The organism is Desulfobacula sp. (assembly GCF_030145145.1).
In the GTDB taxonomy this organism is placed as follows: Bacteria; Desulfobacterota; Desulfobacteria; order Desulfobacterales; family Desulfobacteraceae; genus Desulfobacula.
In genome coordinates this window covers 40,138-62,441 of record NZ_JAQYWD010000021.1, presented here as the reverse complement: position 1 = coordinate 62,441, position 22,304 = coordinate 40,138, and the positions used below count along the sequence as shown (strand labels likewise).

Here is a 22,304-nt window from a genome sequence, read left to right as displayed (position 1 = left end):
ATGAAGCCATGAAAAGTGCCAAGACAATAGGGTGTTACATCATGTTTGTTTTTTTCTGGTGTTTGTTAGCGTTCCCTGCTTTTGCTGCAAAAAATGATACATTGATATGGGCAATCAGCAGTAAAATTCCTACCATGGATATTTATGCGACAACCTCTTTAAATTTGACCAATATTTATCACATGGTCTCTGACTCTCTTGTTGAAAGGGATCTTAAGGACCTCTCCATTAAACCAGGGCTTGCGAAATCCTGGAAACGGATCGATGAAACTACCTGGGAATTTGAACTTCAACCGAATATCAAATATCATAATGGTAATTTACTTACTTCCGAAGCCATACGGTATACTATAATGGATCGAATTTTAAACCAGGATATGAAAGCCAAGCTTAGAAGTGCATATAAATTTATTAAAGCGGTCGAAGTTATCGATGATCTTCATTTCAAAATTCACACAACAGGACCCTATCCTCTTGTACTGGAAAGATTTTGTACTTTTTTTCCATATGATCCTGGATTCTGCAAAAAAAATGGTGAAGATCAGGTTGCCCAGTTCGCCATGGGAACAGGCCCCTATAAGATGGTTAAATGGGAAAAGGGATCAAAGTTGATTCTGTCAGCCAATGAAAATTATTGGGTTGAAGGGCTTCCAAAGATTAAACGGATCACTATTCGCGTCATTCCAGAACAATCCACCAGAATTGCCGAGTTGATTTCAGGGAATGTTCACCTGATATCAAAACTCGATCCAGACAAAGTATCCATAGTGGACAAAAATTCAAAAACAAAAGTTTTGGAAACCCCATCCCATCGTATAAATTTTTGGCAGTTCGATTCCATGGGTCGTGCTGGTAAAAGCCCTGTTCAAGACAAGCGGGTCCGTCAGGCTATCTGGCATGCCATTGACCGTCAAGCCATTATTGAAACAATGTTCAAGGGGCATGCAAAAATGATTGATACCGCTTTAAGTCCTTTTGATTTCGGGTTTGCACCGGACATTAAAGGATTGGCTTATGATCCTGTGAAGGCAAAGAAACTGTTAAAAGATGCCGGATACAGCAATGGTTTCGATCTTGATGTTATGTATTATTATCCGATACAGCATCAATTTGACACGGCTGCTATGGGATACCTCCAGAAGGTGGGTATCAATCTTCGTTTAAAGGATTTCCGTGGAAATATCGGGCAGGCCATTCAAGCTCGAGATGGAGGAAAGGCAAAGGATATCGGTAATTTTGGATGGGCGAGTTACATGCTGCTCGATGCAGATGGTACACTGCCGATCTGGTTTGGTGAAGAATCAAAAAAGAACTATACAGGAGATAAAGAGATTGAGGCCTGGTTGACGGAAGCTCGATTCTCATTTGATAGTGAAAAACGAAAGGAACTGTACTTTAAAGCTCAGAAAAAAATCATTGAAAATGTATATTGGATGCCCATAAACACCGTTAACTCAATCTATGGTGCCAGTAAAAATTTAAAACTTATTTTACCGATTAATGAAACTTTATTGTTAAAAACAGCTGAATGGATGCAATAATTTGCAAATCAATACGAACAGGGTGATGTATTCTTTTTTATTGCATCATCCTGTTGAAAAGGTGAATCAATGATTATCGACCGGGTAGACATCATACATGTTCAAATTCCTTTGAATATTCCATATGAGACCAGCTATCAAAAAAATATTTGCCTGGACAAAATAATCCTTAAGGTCTTTACAAAAAATGCTGTTGTTTTCAGTGAATGCGTCTGCAAGGATATCCCTTTATCTACCTATGAAACGCCGGGAACAGTCCGGACTATTCTGAAAAATTTTATACTTCCGTCCATTCTGGGGAAAAAGATTGAAGGGCCTGAAGATTTCTGGAAATATTCGGGGCATTTCAAAGGACACAATATGGCCAAGGCTGGTGTGGAAAACTCAATATGGGCCTTGGTATCTCTTAGGGAAGGGATTTCGATTGCCAGACTGTTGGGTGGAACAAAGAGCAAAATTCCTGTGGGACACGGTGTCGGGATTCAAAAGTCAGTTGGAAAACTCTTTGATATTATAGAAGAATACCTTGAATATGGTTTCAGCAGAATTAAATTAAAAATCAGTCATGGATGGGATATTTCAATCCTGGAGCAAGTGCGGAATAAATATCCAGACCTGCCATTGATGGTAGATGCAAACACTGATTATAGATGGCCTGATGACCAAAAAATATTGAAAGCGCTTGATTCTTTTGATCTAACAATGATCGAACAGCCATTGGTCTGGGAAGACTTGTTTTATCACGCAGCCCTTCAAGAGACCATTAATACACCCGTGTGTCTTGATGAATCCATTTTCAGTCCGTACACTGCTCAAATGGCAGCTTTAATGAAGTCATGCCGCATAATAAACATCAAACAGGGGCGCGTTGGCGGCCTTCTGCCGTCATTGAAGATCCATGATATTTCTTCTGAAAACGGTATGGGATGCTGGGTGGGGCAGATGATTGAAACAGGGCTGGCCCTGACATACGGATTGGCGGTGGCCAGTCTTGAAAATTGTATCTATCACAGCGATTTGATTCCGACGCAGTATTATCTTGCCGATGATATCATTATTACGGAAATGGTTTTAAATTCCGACAGTACAGTTAATGTTCCGGACAAACCAGGCATGGGGGTTTTAGTTGATGAAGTAAAACTGGATCGATATACCATTTCCAAAGACATCATCAGATTTTAAGCAAAAGGATCTATCCCTTGCGGTAAAATTGTGCATGTCTATTGCAACTATAGTGTTCAATATGCTATTAAGCTTGGCTGGCGGGCATCTCAAAATAGGCAGGACTGGAAAAATTAATGTTGTGACTTCTTGCAAGTTTTCCTGGGGATTGAGCCCCCTGTAAGTCAAGTTTCGTTCGGGACAGGTAAAAAATCAGGGGGATCGGATACTTTTCAATCCTCTTTTAAAAATTTGCCACCAATGTCTTGAAACGCCAGTACTCACATATTTTTGGTAGAAATACTGAGACAGCTCATACACATATCTGTCGCCTTTTTATATCTCTAAATTTTGCTAATTTTTTAAGAAGTCAATCAATTTGAAGGCTTTTACTATACTTATAACAACCTGAGTTATGGAAGTTGATATTTGTTACAAAGCATAACAAACGGTTGGCCAACAGTGACAGTGCAACAATAAGTGCTGACAAAAAAAGCTTGAAAAGGTTGCTTGTTCTTTTCATGACACTCTCCGCTATATGTGATTGAAGAAATAAATAAAAATAAAACAATCTGCTACTATGATAAGAAACCGCTTTTTATCAATCAAAATAAAAACAAGTCAACACACAGGTCTGATAAAGCATTTTAATGCGATTCACCTATAAAGCGACGTGGCTGTTAAGCTAAGATGTAAACTACTCATCAGTACATTTTTTATAGGGAGAGAAAAACGCATCAGGCAACGGAACAGATTTTTTGTCGCCGTAAAGAATCTCAACGGTCAAACGGTCAATTCTATTGGGCAGATGAGGTTTTGCCGTTGAACTATTCAGTTCACCGAAAAAAGTCATGCTTTCTCCTGGCTTAATCGCCGTCTTGTTAATAGGCATGTTTTTGGTTTCAGGGCAAATATAAGCGATTAATTGCTGGTTGTTTAAATACCCAATTTTTTTAAACGCCTCCTGGTGACAGTACTCCTTTTTTCGCTCACGGAAATGTACCATAAGCTTTACTTGTTTTGGTAGGATGGTCCCATAAATATTCGGTTTAGTTTTCATATACCAGCGGATCTTGCCATCAACCTTGAGTGACCAAACCCTATCAATTTTGAGTTTTTTGGTGGGTTGACCGTCTGCATCCTTGCGGAAAGGGCGTGGGATCTCTACAATTTTGGGGGTTCCACCAGCCCCTCTGATGCGGAAGTGGTGCATTCCTTCAAAATCAGGCAACTCTGCACGGGCAAAAGCAGTTCTTTCAGCTTTAAGCTGATCGATGGTTCCGACGGTCGAAACTCGATCTTCGTTTCGGAAGCCTTCAACGTCAACATAGACTTTAAAATTCATCGCGTTCCGGTTACTGGTGTTGGTAACACCTATTTGCCAGTAGTGCTTGCCATCAAGACTGGTAATGATCTCTATATCGCCTGTTTCAATCGTAATGGGGATGTTCTTTTTTGATGTTACGGCTTTGTTCAGCTGCGGACTGACTTTTTTGACATGACTGCTAACCTCTCCAAAGGTGGTTGTTCCTGCTGAAATTGTAGTTGAAAACAGACTTACAAACAGTGCGATACAAATGAAACGAATTTTCATGCTGACCTCCTTTTTTTTGAGAAAAAGCGAATGGTAATAATGATCGTTGGAGCCTCAAAACTTGACCGCTAATCCAATTTACTTACCAATTTAGTATATTAATTCGGCTTTACCCTCACTATGGGATAAATTTCATTTTTATTGCAATTTACTCATTTCTTCACCCATCTTCTGCATGGCCGATTGCACTTTCCCATCCATCATATATGATGTGATTTTCATCATAGCCCCAGGAATTTTGGCTGAAATTTCCTCAAGTCTTTTTAAGTCGATTTCCATACCTTCAGGAACTTTTCCCTGTTGATATCCTGGGTATTGTTTTTGGAATTCTTTAAGTTCAGGGATTAATTCTTTCATACCATCAGTATAGCGTTCAATGGCCTCAACCACATCTTGAGGACTCTCAGCACTCGAAATGTCGTTTACATAATTTTCAGTAACATCGACTTGGTCCTTTATAATTGACTCGGCCTTACTGTCTCCATCAGAGCCACAGCCATATACAATAAATGCAGTGATTAGTAAGAATGCCAAAATCTCATGGATGCGTTTCATCATTAAATCTCCTTTTTGATAATTATCGTGTTAGAATAGCACCTTTATTTTGAATACTTTCAGACCAATTCTTCATAGAATTTTAATCGACCAAAGCACAACCCATGCAAAAACCAAGCCATATTTCATAACCTGTCCTTTTGCCTTAGCAATAGGGGCATACATCATTGTTGAACTTAGCCATTTGACCAGGTTGATTAACGATTTAACAAAAAATGTTAACGATTTTTACAATAATTGTTATTGTATCCAGAAAATAGGGGATATTTTTTTACTCAGCGTTGAACGAAAATGATATGATTATCTTGGGCGCTCCGTTTGACAGTAATTCATCCTTCATGGGGGGGTCAGCGCTAGCTCCTGTCAAAATTAGAGAAGCTTTGTTTAGCGAGTCATCAAACATGTGGACTGAGAATGCAGTCGACTTGGGAGCATTATCAGGATGGCATAACAGGCCTGATATAGAATTATTGGATAAAAAAGGCATTTGCATAAATTGAAACCGAAATCAACAGGCTTTTGAAGAGAAAGTCACAAGTGATTACGCTGGGAGGAGCTCCCGCCGGACTCAATTTTTTTTATACTTATTTTGACAAAAATTATCTTCCGATCTAAACTATACATATTAAGGGTAGGCAATCTTTGTATATGTTATTTTTATAATCCATATTTTAATAAAAAGGTGGAAAATATGAATAATGATAAGTTAAAACAAAGTTTTCAGTGGTTGGTGGGGTTGGCAGGAATTACCGTTAACGGGACCCATCCCTATGATATCCAGGTTAAAAATGATGAGTTGTACGGAAGGGTATTGAGTGATACCGCATTGGGTCTTGGCGAATCCTACATGGATCAATGGTGGGAATGTAAGGCCATTGACACGTTTATTGACAGAATTCTTAGAGCGGATCTTTTAAGCAAAGTAAAGCAGGACAGCGCAACCGCATGGCAGCTTTTTAAAGCCCGGGCCTTAAATTTGCAGACCCCCCACCGGTCATTCCTGGTCGGCCGGAAACATTATGATATCGGTAATGACCTTTACCTGGCCATGTTGGATAAACGAATGCAGTATACCTGTGGTTACTGGGAGGCGGCAGACAACCTGGAATCGGCCCAGAAAGCCAAGTTGGAATTGATCTGCAGAAAAATCGGATTGCGGCCCGGGATGAAGATCCTGGAACTGGGATGTGGATTTGGTGGTTTTGCCAGGTATGCCGCCCGGAAATATGATGCTCACGTCACCGGATTTACCGTATCAAAGGAGCAGGCGACGTTCGCAGCAAAATTATGCAGCGGCCTGCCTGTGGACATCCGGTATGATGATTACCGGAATGCATCAGGGGAATATGACCGGGTGGTGTCCATCGGGATGATGGAGCATGTCGGGCACAAGAACTATAGGGCCTATATGGAACTGACCCATCGCCTGCTCAAAGACGATGGGATTGCATTTGTACATACCATCGGCGGTAATACCAGTCGTAAAATCTGTAATAACTGGACCCTCAAGTATATTTTTCCCAATTCATCCCTGCCGTCCATTGCCCAATTGGGAAAGGCCATGGAAGGGTTGTTTGTGGTGGAAGACTGGCACAATTTCGGCCAGGATTACGATAAAACCCTGATGGCATGGTATAAGAATTTTAAACAGGCCTGGCCCGGGTTGAAACATAATTATAGTGAACGGTTTTACAGGATGTGGGAGTATTACCTGCTAAGCTGTGCCGGCGGGTTCCGTTCCCGGAGCATGCAGGTGTGGCAGATGGTAATGACTAAATCCGGCAGAACCCGCCCGGATTGCCGGATAACCTGACAAGGGGCCCATGATCGATTCAAAAATAATCATTGTCGGCGGTGGTCCAGCCGGCTCTGCCTGCGCCTGGAAGTTGAAACAGGCAGGAGAAGACTGTCTTATCCTGGACCGGAAAACCTTTCCCCGGTCCAAGATCTGTGCCGGCTGGATAACACCCCGTGTACTGACTGCCCTTGAGGTTAAAAAACAGGCGTATCCGTTTTTGTTGAAGGAGATAGACCGGATTCAGTTTCACCTGTTCGGGATCCGCATTCCGGTTCCAACACGTCAGTATGCCATACGAAGAGTTGAATTTGACCAGTGGATGGTGAAACGGGCCAATGTGCCGGTGCGCACCCACACGGTGAAAAAGATTACCCGGGAGAACGGCTGGTATGTCATTGATAATCAATACCGGAGCCGGTACCTTGTGGGGGCCGGCGGTACCCATTGTCCCGTGTTTGCCACCTGCTTCGGCAAAGACGAAAAAAAACCCCTGAATGCGATGATTGCAGCCGTTGAAAAAGAGTATCAATGTGACTACCTGGACAGCCGGTGCCATATCTGGTTTTTTGACAGAAAGCTTCCAGGATATTCCTGGTATCTTCCCAAGGGCAATGGCTGGTTGAATATTGGGATCGGCGGAAAGTTTTTGAAGATAAAAAAACAGGGCACCACCATCATGGACCATTGGCGGTATTTTACGCAAAACCTGTTAAGCCGTTCGTTGATCGACCGTATCCCTGAATACCCCCAAGGTCATACCTATTACCTTCGGCACCGGATGATCCGGTATCAAAAAGAGAATGCCTTTGTTGTCGGGGATGCCGCAGGGTTGTCAACCCTTGATATGGGAGAGGGAATCCATGCAGCCATTGCCAGTGGGATTCTGGCTGCAAAGGCCATTGTTGAAAGAAAAGAATTCCGGGCAGACGCGCTGTTAAAATTCAGCCTGCCGGGAATTGTTCTTAAACAGAAGGACAGAAATTTCTCTAAACGATGATGTGTTGTTGCTTTTTTTAAGTCGGATTGATCCGCGTATAGAAAAAAGGAATCCAAGGGTGTTATACTTTAAATGCCCTGAATTAACTTACAACAAAAATTGTCACCCATTATACATTTTTTTTATAAATTTTTCCTGTTCTTGTTAATGTACAAACGTGTAACGCTTTTAAAATAAGGTTTTTAAAAGCTTGGTATGGTTTTTGCTTATTCGTATGATTATCAAGAAACGGAGGCTTTATGAACGCTAAAAAAATTGTTGGAGTTTCGGTTCTCATTGCCATTTTGGCTGGCGGGTTTCACCTGTTTCAAAGGGAGAAGCAGGTGAAAGCCCTGATCGATCACCACGAAAAAAAATTCCGGCAGGTAACAAAAGCAGCACAGAAAAGCAATAGTGCCGGTTTGCTGATCATGGCGTCGGCAATTAATAAATATCATCAAATAAAAGGACAATACCCAAAGGATCTTAGCATGCTATATCCTGAATTCATCCCTGATCAATCTTTTGTTTCCTCTTTGAATTGGCGTTACACGAAAGGCCGAGGAACTTATCTCATTAAAAGAAATATAAAGGGAAGCCAAACCTTTTCGTCTATGGGTCCGGATTTGAGGTTAAAAACAGGAAGGCCGGAAACAGCATCACCAGCTGAAAAAATTGTCTCAGCCAAAAAATCAAAACCAGAAGCAAAACAGCCCACTTTAAAGCGTCCCACAAGCAAACCGTATAAAAAGAATATGGCAATAGCACCTCCGGTTGCCAACGCTTTTATACCTGATGCGATAAAAAAAACCGGCAAACTCAAATCAAATGATCGTACAAAACGTTCAGAGGATAAACCGGAATTTGCCATTGTGAAAAAAGAGCTGAATAGTGATGAAAAATTCCTGCTTTCCCTGAAGGGTAACAATTTATACATTTGGAAAGGCAGTGACGGCATAATCGGGTTTAGCAATAACCAATACCCGATTGAAAAGAACCTGGCCATATACGAAAACAAAAGTTGGATTGAATATCAATATAGCCAGAATATCGGCGATCAAAAATAGTCGCCATCAAGATCCAAAGGAGCATAAAAATGATAACGTCCGGAAACACTATCAACATGCCTTTAAAAAACATGAAAGGGTTTACTTTTTTAGAATTAATGATAGTCATTTCAATGGTCGGTATTATCGCGTCCATCGCCATGGTTAACTTTATCCCTTTAAAGAAAAAAGCGTTGGACAAAACCGCGCTCATGGATGCCCGTAACCTTGTGGACAGTATTATTATTGCAACATTGGGTGACGAAGATGTGGATTTTACCAAAATCAATACTGGCGGTGCCGTAGGTGATGTCGATACCGTGGGAAACCCAAGAAATCCGGTATTTGTTTTATCTCCAGGTGTGGCAGCATTAATTACAGGTGACACGCACCAGAACGCCAGCGGAGATGTAACCATTGTTTTAGCCACTGTTTATCACACGGATGGCACAGCGGACCCCCTTACCTTGAGTGGCAAAAAAGAATATTCTATTCTGGTTGATGAAAGCACAGATATTGCCGGTCTTTTATAATATTCTGTACATTGCTTGACTGACAGGTCACTGATTTCGTCTGTTCCGGGACAAGATAGACCTTGCAAAAAAACGCTGATTTGTTAGAACGGATGAATTATAAACACACAGTGCTATAGGGGTGAAAAAAATAAACAATGAAATTTAGACCGTGTATTGATCTGCGGGAAGGCAAAGTGGTACAAATTATCGGTGGTACTTTGAAAGATCTGGACAAGGTTCTGCCCGTTACCAATTTTCAAACCGGGCGAGCCCCTTCTGAATTTGCTGACATGTATCGTAAAGACGGGCTGACAGGGGGGCATGTCATCTCCTTGGGACCTGGAAATACCGATGCGGCCCTGTCGGCTTTGACCGCTTATCCCGGGGGCCTGCAGATCGGCGGCGGCATTACGCCTTCAAACGCTGAAAGATATCTGGATGCCGGTGCCAGTCATGTGATTGTGACCTCTTATGTGTTTTCCAATGGGCGAATAGATCTTCCAAAATTGCAAAGCCTTGTCCATCGTGTTGGCAAAGACAATCTTGTTCTGGACCTGAGCTGTAGAAAAAAGGATGACCGCTTCTGGATTGTTACCGACAGATGGCAAAAATATACCGATGTTGCGGTAAACAAAGAGACCCTTGTTCATCTGGCATCTTATTGTGATGAATTCCTGGTTCACGGGGTTGATGTGGAAGGACGGATGCAGGGTATCCAGACGGATCTGGTGGCGCTGCTGGGCGAGCATTGCCCCATTCCAGTCACCTATGCCGGAGGTGCCGGTGATTTTTCAGACCTTGATCTGGTGAAGCGACTGGGCCAAAACAGGGTTGATCTGACCATCGGCAGCGCCCTTGATATTTTTGGCGGCACTATCCCTTACCGGGATGTTGTGAAATGGCATAGACAAAATAATAGCTGACGGCAGTATCCTGCCGTCAGCGACTAAACCCAAGGGTTATACGTGGGAGGCCCAGGCAAGGTCAAAGGCCTGCTCGTTTTGTTCAAGGTTGGTGATGAGCAGGGAGGGCATGATCCAGGCCTGGTCGTCAAGGTCATTTGTTTCAGCCACCTTGATAATAGGATAAGCCGTTTGTCGGGCAATCTTTTTTACCGTGAGAAACCGTGTGCCGTTTTCCCCTGCGGGAATCCGGGTAAAGGCCAGGTGGTTGACGTTGTTTCTCTGGGCCGCTTTCTGGTAATTTTTAAATTCCTCCATGTTGTAAAGCTTGCCCGGCATCACCTCCATCTGGCTGGTGCACCGGGTGTCAACATCCAGGGAAATATAGTATTTATGATCTTCAAAATCAATTTCATACCCATCGTACAGGGTGTATACATTGCCAAGAAGGGTGATGAGTTTTTCAAAATGGTTTATTCGTTTTGCATACCGCTCCCCTTGTTCATTTTTACCCACATGGTAATAGTCTGCCATGAACAGGCAGTGTTCCGGCAGCAGGATAAGTTCCTGTCGGTTGAATTCCTTGAGGATGTGGCGCTGGATGGATTGTCTCAGCAGTTTGGCTTTGGTGGGCCTGCCTGAAATGAGGAAATAAACGCCGTCCAGCTTTTTTTCTTTTCGCCATTCTGTCAGCAGGGCGGCCTGATTACCCAACAAAAGCTCCAGGAATCGTGAAAATTCCTTGTCAATGAACCGTTCAGATTTCCACCACTGGGGATCCTCTTCAGGGAGCCGGGTCTGGGCATAGAGTTCGGCAAAATATTCACCGGCCTTTTTTTCTGAAAACGATTCTTTTCGTTTCAGGGCCGTGGTGATCCCCAGGTCTGAATCCTGATACGTGTTGATCAGCAGAATGCTGGCATCCGTGGTCAGGCCGCCAATATCAATGTGGCACACCACAAAGTTCAGGTGTTTTTTGTCCAGGTTCCTGAGCCGGTTGTGGGAAAAGAGGAAATCCACCTCCTTCAGCGCTGGAATCCGATCCTTGTTACTTGACAGTTCCCAGAAGGGCATCAGTTTGACAAGGTTGAGAAAATAGAGCTCACATGCGCCATTTTCATCGGAAGAGATGTTAACAAAGGTTTTTCGAAGATGTCTCAGGTTGGATGGAAACAACTGGCCCCACTTGTTGTGATTGGCAAGGTCCGTGCATACGGAAAAGATGTTTTCCCGGTATCCGGTCCTGAGATTTTCAATGAACAGATCCGGCACCGTGACCCTTATTTCAGTGATGGTGGGGATGGCAGGTCCGTTCCAGGGTCTGCCTTCCTTTGGTTCGGTAATGTATTTGAAGCTCTCTTCCAGGACCTTTTTGATATAGAGTTGGAACTGGGGAACGTTCCCTTTGTAAGCAGCAAATTTGCTGGCAAACACGTATTTGGCGCTTTTAACGATCTGGCTGGAGCTGACGTGTTCTTCGCTCACATCGGAAACAAAGGCAAAGTCCCTTTCATCCCCGGACGGCGGATTGATGAATGCCGATGGAAAGCCTCCCTGATCGCCGTTGTTGCAGTTGATCACGTATTGCCAGGAATCGGTGATTTTGTCCCGGCCAAAGCTGCAGGGCCAGCACAGCACCGAGGTGCGGTAGGAACCAAAGTCTATAAATAGAATGTATTCTTCCTGGTTGTGGGCATCCCGGGGAGTCCTTCCGGCAATGGTTTCATAATAGAGCTTGTTATCATCTTCCAGTTCAAGGTTGAACTCGTCAATGGATTGTTTCTTTCGTTTAAACAGATTAAACATCATTGTTGGTGTCCTCCAGACCCCTTTCCATAAGTGTATAATCCCCTCTCAACAACGCATTGGGGACATAAAATTCGGCCATGTTCATGATAATATAGGGAAGATCCTTTTCCCGGGTGCCAAGGAACCCCTTTTTTTCCGGGTCAAGGCGCTGGAACAGGGTATTCCACATCACCGTGGCAATGGTCTTGCTGCGGTCCCCATCCCTTAAAAACTGCTCCAGGTAAAGAGAAAAAATACCGATCCAGAACTCCGGGTGATTTTGGATGATACCTTCAGGGGCATAGCCGAGTTCCGCATCAAAAAACTGCCGCAGGGGTTGGTAGGATTCCTTGAGGATGGACTGGCGCATCCGTTCCTTTATTTCCACCACTTCATCATAGTTTGTGATGTCATGATAGCAGTCCATGGCCTTGGCATGGACAGCCCTTGCCTCCATGATCCAGGGTCTTAAGAACAGGTTGTCCAGGGCTTCCTGGATATAGGAAGTGGTGCACACGTCTTTCAGCATGCGCCGGGACCAGGAGATGCCGCCGTCCAGGAGCACCTGATCCTTGACTTCCTGGAGGTTGCGGTATCGGGACAGGTTGCGTATCCAGTCGTCCACATGGGGGCCGGGTTGAACAAAACTGACCGGATAATCCATGTTGCAGGGGTTAATCAGTTGGATCAACGTATCAAACGACTTATAACTTTGGAAATCGCTTTGGATATCCTGTTCCACATTGGTGTTACCGCAATAACTGGCAATGGCACTTTCTCCTTGAAGGGAGAGCACCAGGGGAAGTTTGTGGTGGGAAAAGTCGGTCTTGAGAATTTTCCCGTATTTTTTCAGGATGGCATCCAGGGGATGGCCCGGCGGAATAGCGACCTTGTGCTGGAAACAGGCCACGAGAATGCCCGGGTATTTCACCAGGGTGGCCAGCATGTTCTCCTGGAAAAGCCGGTGAAGTCTCTGCTGCCGATCCGTGGCATCAGCCCCTTCCTTGATACCCGGATATTCGATGACCGGAATGGTCATGGGGGTTGCCAGGGCAGGGACTTTTATCTGGAGCAGATAGTCTTCGGGCACAGCACCGTTGGACAGGTCATAGAGCCGGTTGAACTGTTGCTGGGTCAACTGGCTTCTCATGATTTTGCCCGTGGTGATGGAGACCTGGCTGATGGTGACGACGTCCACCTGGGAACAGGGTTCCACCAGGCAGGGAACCGCTGTGTTTTCAGTGGTGGTGCGGACCTTGACGGAAAACAGGTTCCTGAGGTCATCATTGTCGAAAAGATCCAGCAGAAAGCTGGTTTTAAAGGACTTGTCCGTACCCGTGATATGGATATAGACGGGGGTATCGACTGCGGGTAACGTATGCAGACAATCCCGGCACAGGTCAATGAATTCCTGGGCCCTGTTCCGGTGTCTTTCCGGTACAGTGCTGAGTTTGTCAACAATGGATTCAATATCCTGGTGAAGTTTTATCAAACGATTTTTATTGGCATTCATGCGTTAAGTTTATACTCCTTGATTCCGTTTGCCTTATTGGATCACTATAATCTGGTGGTTTCCGTCATCGGATTTAATGATTTTCATACGATTGCCCCCCAGGTCAAGTTCCATGTCCGTAATTTCATGTTTGAAACTGAAAGTGATGCTGTCCTTGAACACCATGAAGGAAAATGGATTAAAGAGATTAACCGTTGCTTTTTCAAAAATTTCAGACTGCCCATCTCTGAATCTGCCCTTAAAACTCTCCACGGGTTTGAACAATTTGATAATGCCGGTTTTGCCTGGGGTGATGGTGATGGACTGGGTGGAAAAACTGTCATCCTTGGAGAGCTGTACCAAGGTGGTATTCACCTGAATGGGATCCCGCTTCAGCGAGACCTTATTGTCCCGTTCAAATGAGGATTTGGAAATCAGGTTGGAGAGCACCATGCTCCTGATGGGATCATCGCTCTGGATGCCGTATTTGCCTTTTGAATCCCCCATGAGCAGTTCCCTGTGAACGGTGACGGGCAGAAAATGGTCGATGGGTTTCAGCTTAAGCTCAGAAATTTTAGCGTTGACCACATCCAGTTTAAGGGCCTGCCCCATGGATTTTGTGAAATAGGTCAGGGCCTTGTCAGACAGCTTTAGTTGGGTGGCCTGGGATTCGCTGATGCCGAACCAGGAAATATGTTTAGGTTTCCGGGTGTTCAGCAAAAGATCTCCCAGGAGTCTGGGCACCAGGGTTGCTTTATCCCGCTGGAAAAAAGCGGCAAAATCCAGATTCCCTGAATTGTCCGTCTGTGTTAACAGGTACCAGTCAATGCCTTCCAGGGGGGTCTTTATCCTCAGGGGGGTAAAGGTGTACACATCCTCAAGAAAGTTTTTCATCTTGTAATTAATGCCATCTTTTTCCAGAAGTTCGGAAAATTCATCCACATCCCGCAGTTTGGTATAGTCCCGGTATGTGATCATGTTTTGTGTCAGGAAATTAGAAATTTCAGTGTGTTTGAGATCAAGGTCGCCCACCTTGAAATAGAAAATATTGCTTGAATATCCGGATAGTTTTGTTGAATAGATGTTGGCCAGACGAAAAAATTCAGTGCCGTTCAGTTTGATCTGGTAGCGTTTCATGGCCTGGGCAACTTCGGTGTTGTAATTGAAATACACAAACAGGGCAAGCCGGTAGCTCAGGTTGTGATCCTCTGCATCCTTTTCCCTGTAAAAGTCCTGGTCCATGGATGCCAGAAGGCCCGTGACATACTCAGGCCGTAACAGGGTATCCGCAATTTTCCTGGTAAAGGGCCGTTCGTCTGTCTTCCATTGGTATACCTGGGGAAACACGGCCTTGTAAAAGTCCATCTCGGGTGAGTTCTGGGACAACGCATGGCTTTTAAAGGGAAACCGGTTTTCCAGATACAGGTATTTATAGCTGCTGAACGTGGCTGCAGCCAGGAGACACAGCACTGCCAGGGCTGATATCATCCGTTTCAGGCTGTGAATCCGTATGTTGTTTCCCTGGAGGGTGGCTAAAAGTCTTCTGGCCCTTTCCAGACCTGTTGTGGAATCCCTGTGAACAATGTTGGCACCATAGGCAATAATGACTTTTTTTTTGTCCCGGGGCCTGAAAAAGGCCCAGGAAGATCCAACATTGTCTCCCCGGCTGACTCTGATTTTGAGGTAGTCAATGAACTCCTTTTTTTCAGCTGACGTCAGTTTTGACATAGGGACATGGCACATGTCGGGTTCCAGGGTGATAATGCCGTCAACCGCAATGACCTTGACATCCAGGTGGGAGGTGATGCTTTGATAGCGCCGCACATCCTGGAAGAAACTGCACTCTTCGGAAATGATGGTTTCATAGGTCACTGGAAAATCACGGATTTTTTTGATGGCAAGTTCAAATTCCTCAAAACGCCCCATTCATTTTTTCTCCTCTTGTGTCCCCTTGGGGGGGGTGCTGGTGGTGAGCAATTGATTTTAAATTAAGGCTGGTAATATATCATAGAAGCCCCTGTAATTTCAATGGTTTCTTTTCAGCAATTCTTATTGTAAAATTAATAATTCCAGGAGAATGGGTCAGGCTTGCGTTATTGACACTTTGGTCGGCTTCTGTTCCCGATATTCGAATTGTGGCCAAAAGCACAATAACACAAGCCGGGGCCGTACTTATGGCCATAGATCATAAAAATGGTGGACCGGGCCGTGGCCTTTCCCGGTCTGATAGGCAGCGCCGGCCGAGAGAGCACCGATAATATAGGCTTTGGCATTTTTCACGGCAACCGCCAGGGAAATCCCTTTGGCCAGATTTGCTGCAATGGCCGAGGACAGTGTACAGCCGGTGCCATGGGAATTGGGTGTGTTGATACGGTCCCCAAAAAGTTCCGTCAGGGTGTCGGGGGTTTTTTGATACAACAGGTCGCAGCTGGAGCCGCCAGTCAGGTGGCCGCCTTTTACAAGGACACTGGCAGATCCAAAGGCGGCCAGATCCCTGGCAGCTCCCGGCATTTCTTCAATAGTTTCAACGGGCCGGCCCAGCAGCACCGACGCTTCGGGAAGATTGGGGGTGATAATGGTGGCCAGGGGCAGCAGACGCTCTTTCAGGGCCTGGACCGCATCATCCCGAAGCAGTTTGTCACCGCTTTTAGAGATCATGACCGGATCAACCACAATATTGGGGCAGTGCCAGTCGGCCAGTTTTTGGGCCACAACCTCGATGACCTCAGGGGAATGGAGCATGCCGATTTTTACGGCATCCACGCCGATATCATCCATGACGGCATCGATCTGCCGGCCGATAAATTCCGGCGGGGCCGGGAAAATGCCGGTGACCACCCGGGTGTTCTGGGCTGTGAGTGCGGTGATGGCCGACATGCCAAAACACCCCAGTGCGGAAAAGGTTTTCAGATCTGCCTGGATACCGGCGCCGCCGCCGCTGTCAGAACCGGCTATGGTTAATGCTCTGAAATAGGGTTTCATGATGGGGTCCCCTGTGAAGTTCTGGTATGGTTAAAATGGGTGCAAAGGGTCTGGGCTGCTTCAAACGGATCCCGGGCCGAGCAAATGGCAGACACCACGGCCAGGGCATCCGCGCCTGCGGTTACCACCGGAACGGTGTTGTCAGCATTCAGGCCGCCAATGGCCACCAATGGATGCCGTGAATAGTCGTTTATCCGGGCCAGGCCGGCCAGCCCCCAGGGATCTTTGGTATCGGTTTTGGTGGGCGTGGAAAAGACCGGGCTGACCCCGATATAGTCCAGGTCCAGATCCTGGGCCGCTACCACATCTGCCCAGGTTTCCACGGACAGGCCGATGAGGGCATCCGGGCCCAGTATCCGCCGGGCCATGGGATAGGGCATATCGCTCTGACCGATGTGCACCCCGTCTGCGCCGGCAGCCAGGGCAATATCCACCCGGTCGTTGATGATCAGGGGTACCCGGGCCGGCTTGAGGATGGCTTTCAGTGCCAGGGCACGTTGGATAAAGGTGCGCGTATCTGCGGTTTTTTCTCGGAGCTGAACGCAGGAAACGCCTGCCTGTATGGCCATTAATACAATGGTTTCAAGGGAATGATGTGTACACGCCATCTGGTCTGTGACCAGGTAAATCCCCTTCATATCTTGCCCTCCTAATCCTTAAAATAGTCTTTAATATGGGTTTCAGACAATTGATACAGGGTGTCAATAAAGTTACACTGGAGGCTGGCAGGTCCCCTGGCGGTTTCAGCGGCCATCTCACCGGCAATGCCCATGACGGCCATGGCATGGGCGGCTGCCCGGTCATGGGCAGGATTTACTGCGGCAAAGGCCCCGCACAGGGCCGTTGCCGTGCAGCCGAGCCCTGTGACCCGGGGCATCATGGCATGGCCGTTTTTTACAGTGATTATAGGGTTTGCTGACACGATATAATCCATTTCTCCTGTAATGCAGACCACGCAGTTCCATTCCCGGCTCAAGGCCGTTGCAGAATCAATGGCCAGGACCGATGCAGAGGTCGAGTCAACTCCTTTGGTGGTCACATCCGCTTCGCACAGGGCCATGATCTCTGACCCGTTCCCCCGGATGATGGAGGGGGATGCGGCATGGATGAGTTCCCGGGCCGTGCGGGTCCTGTATTCGGTGGCCCCCACACCCACCGGGTCCAGGACAATGGGGATGCCGCGTTCTTTTGCCCGGGCTGCCGCCTTGAACATGGCGCTGATCCAGGGATCGCTCAAGGTGCCGATGTTGATGACCAGGGCTGAGGCAATGTCGACCATGTCTGCAACTTCCGGTTCCGCATGGGCCATGACCGGGGATGCACCCAGGGCCAGCAGGGCATTGGCGGTGGTGTTCATTACCACATAATTGGTGATATTGTGGACCAGGGGGCTGTTGTGTCGGATAGCGTCAATATCTTTCCAGATACTGGCGGGTGTAATGGGCATTAAAGGTCTCCTTTAAGTTGAGTTAACAGTGGGCATTACCAGGTGTGAATAATCGTGTTTACATCCACTGGGGTGTCGATCAGTTTGTTCTCAAGGGCAAAATCAGCAAAGGTTTGCCATTTTACCGGGTCATGGTCCCGGGTATCCGCAAAATAGGGCCGGGTCAGTTCAAATGCCTGGGTTTCAATTTTTTTGTCGGCCTGGGGTACGGCAGCCAGGTAAAGGGCCAGGGCTTTGTCCGGGTTGACCCGGGTATAACTCAGGGCTTTTTCAATGGCCGTTACAAATCCCCGGATTGCCGCTGGTTTGTTTTTTAACGCCTGGGGGCCGCAGACAAAAATCAATTCTTCATAATCCGGAATTCCGTATTTTTCCAGTTCAAAAAATTGAGCAGTATACCCGTGCTGGGCCATGCCAACGGTTTCATAGGTTTTAAAGGGCCCCATGACCGCAGCCACCTGGTTGGAGACCAGGGCGGGCAGGATGGTGAATCCCACATTGACCGGGGTATAGTCTTTGATCTGGTTGATGTCGGCAAAGGCCTTTAACAGCACATCCATGAGACCGGGCACGGTATACCCGATTTTTTTACCGGAAAGGTCGGCCGGCTGACGGATGCCCTTGTCTTCAAGAAAGAGCAGGGTGGTCAGGGGATGGACCACCAGGGGGGCCAGTGCCTTGACGGGAAGGCCCTGGGCGGCCGCAATAATGGTCTGGGGCTGGTAGGACACGGCCAGGTCCATGTGTCCTGAAGCCGCTAACTTTAAAGCGTCCGAGGTTTCAGAAGGGCTGATAATCTCCACTTCAATCTGGTTGTCGGCAAAATAGCCCATTTCCCGGGCCACATAGATGGGCAGATGATCCACATTGGGGAACCAGTCCAACATAAGGGTCAGTTTCTGGCCGGCCCAGAGGCTTGGACAGAACAGGAAGGATATGGCCAGGATAACGGTAATAATTCGGGTTCGCATGTTTTTTTCCTTAATAAATTAAAGTGTTGGGTTTTTAGTCAAACTTTCCATTTTATGATTCGGTTTTCCACCACCCCCACCAAAATCCACAGGCCCAGTCCCATGGCAGTGAGCCAGAGAATGGCGGCAAATACCAGGTCCACCTGGAGGCGGGCATTGGATTGGATCATGAGATACCCAAGTCCCTGCTGGGCCCCCACCCATTCGCCGATGACTGCACCGATGGTGGCCACGGTCACCCCCACCTTTAACCCTGCAAAAAACTGGGGCAGTGCCCAGGGCCAGTAAAGCCATCTCAAGGTGTCATAAAACGAGGCCCCCATGAGCCGGAACAGGACCCGAAATTCAGGATCACAGCTTTTAAGCCCTGACAGAAGGCTGATGGTAATGGGAAAAAATATGATGATCCATGCCATGAATACCTTGGAGGCAATGCCATATCCCAACCACACCACCAGCAGCGGGGCAATGGCAAATACGGGAATGGCCTGGGAAGCCACCAGAAAAGGGGCCAGTGTTTTTTCCAGGGCGGGTTTTGCAAACATGATAATGGCCAGGGGCACTGCAGTGCCAAGGGCCATGAAAATCCCCAGGATAATTTCAGAAAAAGTGGTGGCGGCATGGGGCAGAATCAGGGGTGCTTTCACCACAGCCGTGGTAAATATGCTGGAGGGGGGCGGTAAAATAAAAATCGGGATCTCCATGAAGCGGGTGGCCCCCTCCCATAGCCCCAGAATGATGGCCACCAGGACAGCTGGAATGAAATCAATGAGCTTCACAGGGCCCCTTCCAGCTGTTCCAGCATGTGTCTTTTTATCTTTAGTAAACCGGGATCACTGAACAGCCGGGGCTTTGGCTGGTCCAAGACAAACCGCTCTTTTATTCGCATGGGTTGGGAGCTGAACAGATAGACCTCATCGCCCAGGAGCAGTGCTTCTTCAATATCATGGGTGATCATGAGCAGGGTTTTTTTAAACGCTGTCTGGAGCAGCAGCAAAAGGGATTGCAGGCTGCGCCGGGTAATGGCGTCCAGGGCCGACAGGGGTTCATCCAGCAGGATCAGGTCCCGGTTGAACATCAGGGTTCGGACCAGGGCACATCGCTGGCGCATCCCCCCGGATATCTCATGGGGGTAATGGGATTCGTACCCGTTCAGACCCAGGCGGACAAACAATTTTTGGGCAACCGGCTCCATCTGGACCATGTCCTGTTTGCCGGTTTTTGCCGGCAACAGGGCATTTTCCATCAGGGAAAACCAGGGAAGGAGCAGGTCCTTTTGCTGCATATAGGCCGCATGGTGGCCCAGATGGGTTAATATTTCATGGTTCCAGGATATCCGGCCCCGGTCCAGGCCGATGGCACCGGTGAGGCCGTCAAACAGGGTGCTTTTTCCACACCCGGACGGACCCACAAGGACCGTGAACTGTTCCCGTTCAACAGCCAGGTTCAACCCGGAAAATACCGTCTGGCCGTTGTATGATTTTGCTGCGCCGGTTATCTGAAGCATATGCCGTTCACCAGGGTTATTCATTTGTTAATTTGCCGGCAAAAAATGAGGTAAGATCGGATATAGTATCCAAGGGAAGAAAACGAAAATTGACTTTCCTTCGCCAGAATTACCTGGAGCAGGTTCCAGGGGTCGAAACACATATCAGTTTCCTCTCAGCCGATTTTTATCGACTCCCCCAGCCCACCACTGCATTTTGCACTGGTTATCGACGGAACGTATCACGGCAGCCATTATTTTGTCAATCCTTAAACATTTTTCTTGACATTTATGGGATCAACCCTGTAATAAAAAAAGTTTATAATTTCTTAATTCAACTTTCGGTCATTCGCTTTATATGGATGGGGTCAGGCTTTTTTTATTGTGCTTTTTATCATTATCTCATGACCAGACAGGCAAAAAGTGCCATAAAGAAAGCCTGACCCCATGTAAACGGCTAACACCGAAAGTTGAGTTCTTAACCGATGGGGCGTGGTGAAACGGAATGTCGAACATCAGGCCTGGACATTGAAAAACAACAGATGAAACCCGAATAATAGATATTAAATCATGAAAGAAAAACAGGACGTAACGCGAATCGTACCGGATATAAAGGTTCAAAAAGTTAATAGAGATAAGCTTAAACTGATTATGGGAAAAACCATCAGTTGTTACCTTGATAGCTTAAAAAACAATCAAATCCAGGTCCCCATGGCCGGAAAAATAATGGTTGGCACTTGTGAAAGCGATGCCACGGAACGCCCCGTTTTGAATATTGATTTTCCGTGTTATGATCGGATTGATCGGAAAGAATTGATGGCGCCGGGAGACACACAGGGCATAAACGATTTTTATGCGTATATGTGGGAAAAAGGGGCTTTCAAAATAAGCTTGACAGGCCCGGATCCTGGTAAAGAAGATTGGAAGCCCTATGTTTTTGAGAGATTTATCAAAACGCCTGTGATAAACCGTCTAAGTGAGGGGGCCCATGACCAGGCAGTGAAAGAGGGTAAAATTATCCTCTGGAACTTACCAGTTACCCAAAAATCAGACCTGATCAATAAGATCGTGGATCAAATTGTTACTCAAAAGATACAATATATTGCCAAATGCCCATTATTTTCTGTAAATCATTCTGGAAAATCCAAAGGGTACAAACTGGCAAATAATATTTATTTGAAACTGTATTCAGCCCCGGAGCTATTGCTTCATGTTTCAAAGTATCGTGATATATTTGATTCAGTTGATTCACAGGCGTATCTGTTCGATGGAAAGGTCATGGTGATAGAAATCGCGGGATCTATTTCGAGTGAGTCCATTGGAAACCCGAAGGATACCACCAATAAACCGGTTTCAGCAAAAAACCGCATTGAAAATGACATATGTGATACGCTGGATGTTTGCAAGTGGGCTTTGATGTCCGGAAATGCGCCGATGTCAAATCTCAGGGAAGGCGGGATTATTTATAGTGATACGATTGGCAATCGCTTATCGATGAGGGGTGGGGGATTTTTTCAACGGCAGCCGATAATCCCTAATGGCAGGATATACAATTTTAATGACATTGATTTGACCTCGGTTAAACTATGGATTAAAAAAGCCCGGAAAGCCATCAAACAACTGCCGGATTTAAAACAGGCCTTTTGGTATTGGGGTAGAAGCTATGTGTCACAAACAGATCGAGATGCGCTTCTGGATGCTGTTATAGGCCTTGAACGGTTGCTGGTCTCTTCCGGAGAAGAAGGGGGGGTGCCATTTAAATTCAGTCTGTATGGCACTGTTTTGCTGGCCGAAGAGGATGGTCCCATAGATCAAATCAAAAATGATTTAAAAGAAATCTATGAAAAAAGAGGTGCCGGAAAATCTTCTTTGGGGTTCGCCTATTTATCCCGAGCCCTTTTCAGGGTTGTTGCGTTACATGATAAGGGAATCCTTAAAAAAGGGGCATCAATATCCAGCCAGCTGGAATCGTTTTTATATGAAAATGGATATACCTGCCTTCAGGCAAAAAAAATGATGCGGGCAACAAAGATCAATTGATAGTTGAACG

The 22,304-nt window shown here is 46.3% G+C and carries 20 protein-coding genes and 1 riboswitch; of the genes, 9 read left to right on the top strand and 11 right to left on the bottom strand.

The window, feature by feature from the left end:
* Nucleotides 1-8: 8 nt before the first annotated feature.
* The gene (locus Q1Q15_RS13300) at nucleotides 9-1,541 is read left to right on the top strand and encodes an ABC transporter substrate-binding protein (protein WP_300460692.1); all 1,533 of its coding nucleotides are present in this window, start codon (nucleotides 9-11) and stop codon (nucleotides 1,539-1,541) included.
* Between the two features lie 69 nt (nucleotides 1,542-1,610).
* Nucleotides 1,611-2,723 carry an o-succinylbenzoate synthase gene (gene menC, locus Q1Q15_RS13295; protein ID WP_300460689.1) on the top strand — a complete coding sequence of 371 codons (1,113 nt, stop codon included), beginning with the start codon at nucleotides 1,611-1,613 and terminating at the stop codon, nucleotides 2,721-2,723.
* A gap of 676 nt (nucleotides 2,724-3,399) precedes the next feature.
* Here menC and Q1Q15_RS13290 read toward each other — a convergent pair.
* On the bottom strand, nucleotides 3,400-4,296 hold the full coding sequence (locus tag Q1Q15_RS13290; RefSeq protein ID WP_300460688.1) for a hypothetical protein: 897 nt from the start codon (nucleotides 4,294-4,296) through the stop codon (nucleotides 3,400-3,402).
* Between the two features lie 138 nt (nucleotides 4,297-4,434).
* Nucleotides 4,435-4,854 (bottom strand): hypothetical protein, encoded by a 420-nt coding sequence (locus Q1Q15_RS13285; RefSeq protein WP_300460685.1) that lies wholly within the window; start codon nucleotides 4,852-4,854, stop codon nucleotides 4,435-4,437.
* 293 nt (nucleotides 4,855-5,147) lie between these two features.
* On the opposite strand from Q1Q15_RS13285, the gene Q1Q15_RS25500 reads away from it, so the two are divergent.
* From Q1Q15_RS25500 to hisA, 6 genes are all read left to right on the top strand, one after another.
* Nucleotides 5,148-5,351, top strand: a complete 204-nt coding sequence (locus tag Q1Q15_RS25500) for an arginase family protein (RefSeq protein ID WP_363320970.1) — start codon at nucleotides 5,148-5,150, stop codon at nucleotides 5,349-5,351.
* Nucleotides 5,352-5,542: 191 nt separating this feature from the next.
* Complete coding sequence (gene cfa, locus Q1Q15_RS13280) at nucleotides 5,543-6,664, top strand: cyclopropane fatty acyl phospholipid synthase (RefSeq protein ID WP_300460683.1); 1,122 nt, start codon at nucleotides 5,543-5,545, stop codon at nucleotides 6,662-6,664.
* Nucleotides 6,665-6,674: 10 nt separating this feature from the next.
* Nucleotides 6,675-7,646 (top strand): NAD(P)/FAD-dependent oxidoreductase, encoded by a 972-nt coding sequence (locus tag Q1Q15_RS13275; protein WP_300460680.1) that lies wholly within the window; start codon nucleotides 6,675-6,677, stop codon nucleotides 7,644-7,646.
* A gap of 323 nt (nucleotides 7,647-7,969) precedes the next feature.
* Nucleotides 7,970-8,692 carry a hypothetical protein gene (locus tag Q1Q15_RS13270; protein ID WP_300460676.1) on the top strand — a complete coding sequence of 241 codons (723 nt, stop codon included), beginning with the start codon at nucleotides 7,970-7,972 and terminating at the stop codon, nucleotides 8,690-8,692.
* A gap of 29 nt (nucleotides 8,693-8,721) precedes the next feature.
* Nucleotides 8,722-9,204 (top strand): type II secretion system protein, encoded by a 483-nt coding sequence (locus Q1Q15_RS13265; RefSeq protein ID WP_300460673.1) that lies wholly within the window; start codon nucleotides 8,722-8,724, stop codon nucleotides 9,202-9,204.
* 137 nt (nucleotides 9,205-9,341) lie between these two features.
* On the top strand, nucleotides 9,342-10,109 hold the full coding sequence (gene hisA / locus Q1Q15_RS13260; protein WP_300460670.1) for a phosphoribosylformimino-5-aminoimidazole carboxamide ribotide isomerase: 768 nt from the start codon (nucleotides 9,342-9,344) through the stop codon (nucleotides 10,107-10,109).
* A 36-nt stretch (nucleotides 10,110-10,145) separates the two neighbouring features.
* On the opposite strand, the gene Q1Q15_RS13255 is transcribed toward hisA, so the two are convergent.
* The 9 genes from Q1Q15_RS13255 to Q1Q15_RS13215 all read right to left on the bottom strand — a co-directional run bounded on the left by Q1Q15_RS13255 (nucleotide 10,146) and on the right by Q1Q15_RS13215 (nucleotide 20,299).
* Entirely contained in the window at nucleotides 10,146-11,897 is a 1,752-nt protein-coding gene (locus Q1Q15_RS13255; RefSeq protein WP_300460667.1) for a hypothetical protein, read from the bottom strand.
* Complete coding sequence (locus Q1Q15_RS13250) at nucleotides 11,887-13,389, bottom strand: hypothetical protein (protein ID WP_300460666.1); 1,503 nt, start codon at nucleotides 13,387-13,389, stop codon at nucleotides 11,887-11,889. The genes Q1Q15_RS13255 and Q1Q15_RS13250 overlap by 11 nt, the downstream gene beginning before the upstream one ends.
* A 33-nt stretch (nucleotides 13,390-13,422) precedes the next feature.
* A complete protein-coding gene (locus Q1Q15_RS13245) occupies nucleotides 13,423-15,294 on the bottom strand; it encodes a hypothetical protein (protein WP_300460664.1) in 1,872 nt (623 codons plus the stop codon).
* A gap of 246 nt (nucleotides 15,295-15,540) precedes the next feature.
* Nucleotides 15,541-16,350: a bifunctional hydroxymethylpyrimidine kinase/phosphomethylpyrimidine kinase gene (gene thiD, locus Q1Q15_RS13240; protein ID WP_300460662.1), complete on the bottom strand. Its 810-nt coding sequence runs from the start codon at nucleotides 16,348-16,350 to the stop codon at nucleotides 15,541-15,543.
* Entirely contained in the window at nucleotides 16,347-16,988 is a 642-nt protein-coding gene (gene thiE / locus Q1Q15_RS13235; RefSeq protein WP_300460660.1) for a thiamine phosphate synthase, read from the bottom strand. Before thiE ends, thiD begins: the two co-directional genes overlap by 4 nt.
* 11 nt (nucleotides 16,989-16,999) lie before the next feature.
* Nucleotides 17,000-17,797: a hydroxyethylthiazole kinase gene (gene thiM / locus Q1Q15_RS13230; RefSeq protein WP_300460657.1), complete on the bottom strand. Its 798-nt coding sequence runs from the start codon at nucleotides 17,795-17,797 to the stop codon at nucleotides 17,000-17,002.
* Between the two features lie 35 nt (nucleotides 17,798-17,832).
* Nucleotides 17,833-18,768: an ABC transporter substrate-binding protein gene (locus Q1Q15_RS13225; RefSeq protein ID WP_300460654.1), complete on the bottom strand. Its 936-nt coding sequence runs from the start codon at nucleotides 18,766-18,768 to the stop codon at nucleotides 17,833-17,835.
* 38 nt (nucleotides 18,769-18,806) lie between these two features.
* The gene (locus Q1Q15_RS13220) at nucleotides 18,807-19,547 is read right to left on the bottom strand and encodes an ABC transporter permease (protein WP_300460652.1); all 741 of its coding nucleotides are present in this window, start codon (nucleotides 19,545-19,547) and stop codon (nucleotides 18,807-18,809) included.
* Entirely contained in the window at nucleotides 19,544-20,299 is a 756-nt protein-coding gene (locus tag Q1Q15_RS13215) for an ABC transporter ATP-binding protein (RefSeq protein ID WP_300460649.1), read from the bottom strand. Before Q1Q15_RS13215 ends, Q1Q15_RS13220 begins: the two co-directional genes overlap by 4 nt.
* Nucleotides 20,300-20,353: 54 nt before the next feature.
* Nucleotides 20,354-20,465: riboswitch (TPP riboswitch) on the bottom strand.
* Between the two features lie 359 nt (nucleotides 20,466-20,824).
* On the opposite strand from Q1Q15_RS13215, the gene Q1Q15_RS13210 reads away from it, so the two are divergent.
* Nucleotides 20,825-22,294, top strand: a complete 1,470-nt coding sequence (locus Q1Q15_RS13210; RefSeq protein ID WP_300460646.1) for a hypothetical protein — start codon at nucleotides 20,825-20,827, stop codon at nucleotides 22,292-22,294.
* Nucleotides 22,295-22,304: the final 10 nt, after the last annotated feature.

Coding starts and splice junctions, on each gene's coding strand:
- Q1Q15_RS13300 (WP_300460692.1), top strand. CDS start 9: ATGAAAAGTGCCAAGACAATAGGGTGTTACATCATGTTTGTTTTTTTC.
- menC (WP_300460689.1), top strand. CDS start 1,611: ATGATTATCGACCGGGTAGACATCATACATGTTCAAATTCCTTTGAAT.
- Q1Q15_RS13290 (WP_300460688.1), bottom strand. CDS start 4,296: ATGAAAATTCGTTTCATTTGTATCGCACTGTTTGTAAGTCTGTTTTCA.
- Q1Q15_RS13285 (WP_300460685.1), bottom strand. CDS start 4,854: ATGATGAAACGCATCCATGAGATTTTGGCATTCTTACTAATCACTGCA.
- Q1Q15_RS25500 (WP_363320970.1), top strand. CDS start 5,148: ATGATTATCTTGGGCGCTCCGTTTGACAGTAATTCATCCTTCATGGGG.
- cfa (WP_300460683.1), top strand. CDS start 5,543: ATGAATAATGATAAGTTAAAACAAAGTTTTCAGTGGTTGGTGGGGTTG.
- Q1Q15_RS13275 (WP_300460680.1), top strand. CDS start 6,675: ATGATCGATTCAAAAATAATCATTGTCGGCGGTGGTCCAGCCGGCTCT.
- Q1Q15_RS13265 (WP_300460673.1), top strand. CDS start 8,722: ATGATAACGTCCGGAAACACTATCAACATGCCTTTAAAAAACATGAAA.
- hisA (WP_300460670.1), top strand. CDS start 9,342: ATGAAATTTAGACCGTGTATTGATCTGCGGGAAGGCAAAGTGGTACAA.
- Q1Q15_RS13255 (WP_300460667.1), bottom strand. CDS start 11,897: ATGATGTTTAATCTGTTTAAACGAAAGAAACAATCCATTGACGAGTTC.
- Q1Q15_RS13250 (WP_300460666.1), bottom strand. CDS start 13,389: ATGAATGCCAATAAAAATCGTTTGATAAAACTTCACCAGGATATTGAA.
- Q1Q15_RS13245 (WP_300460664.1), bottom strand. CDS start 15,294: ATGGGGCGTTTTGAGGAATTTGAACTTGCCATCAAAAAAATCCGTGAT.
- thiD (WP_300460662.1), bottom strand. CDS start 16,350: ATGAAACCCTATTTCAGAGCATTAACCATAGCCGGTTCTGACAGCGGC.
- thiE (WP_300460660.1), bottom strand. CDS start 16,988: ATGAAGGGGATTTACCTGGTCACAGACCAGATGGCGTGTACACATCAT.
- thiM (WP_300460657.1), bottom strand. CDS start 17,797: ATGCCCATTACACCCGCCAGTATCTGGAAAGATATTGACGCTATCCGA.
- Q1Q15_RS13225 (WP_300460654.1), bottom strand. CDS start 18,768: ATGCGAACCCGAATTATTACCGTTATCCTGGCCATATCCTTCCTGTTC.
- Q1Q15_RS13215 (WP_300460649.1), bottom strand. CDS start 20,299: ATGAATAACCCTGGTGAACGGCATATGCTTCAGATAACCGGCGCAGCA.
- Q1Q15_RS13210 (WP_300460646.1), top strand. CDS start 20,825: ATGAAAGAAAAACAGGACGTAACGCGAATCGTACCGGATATAAAGGTT.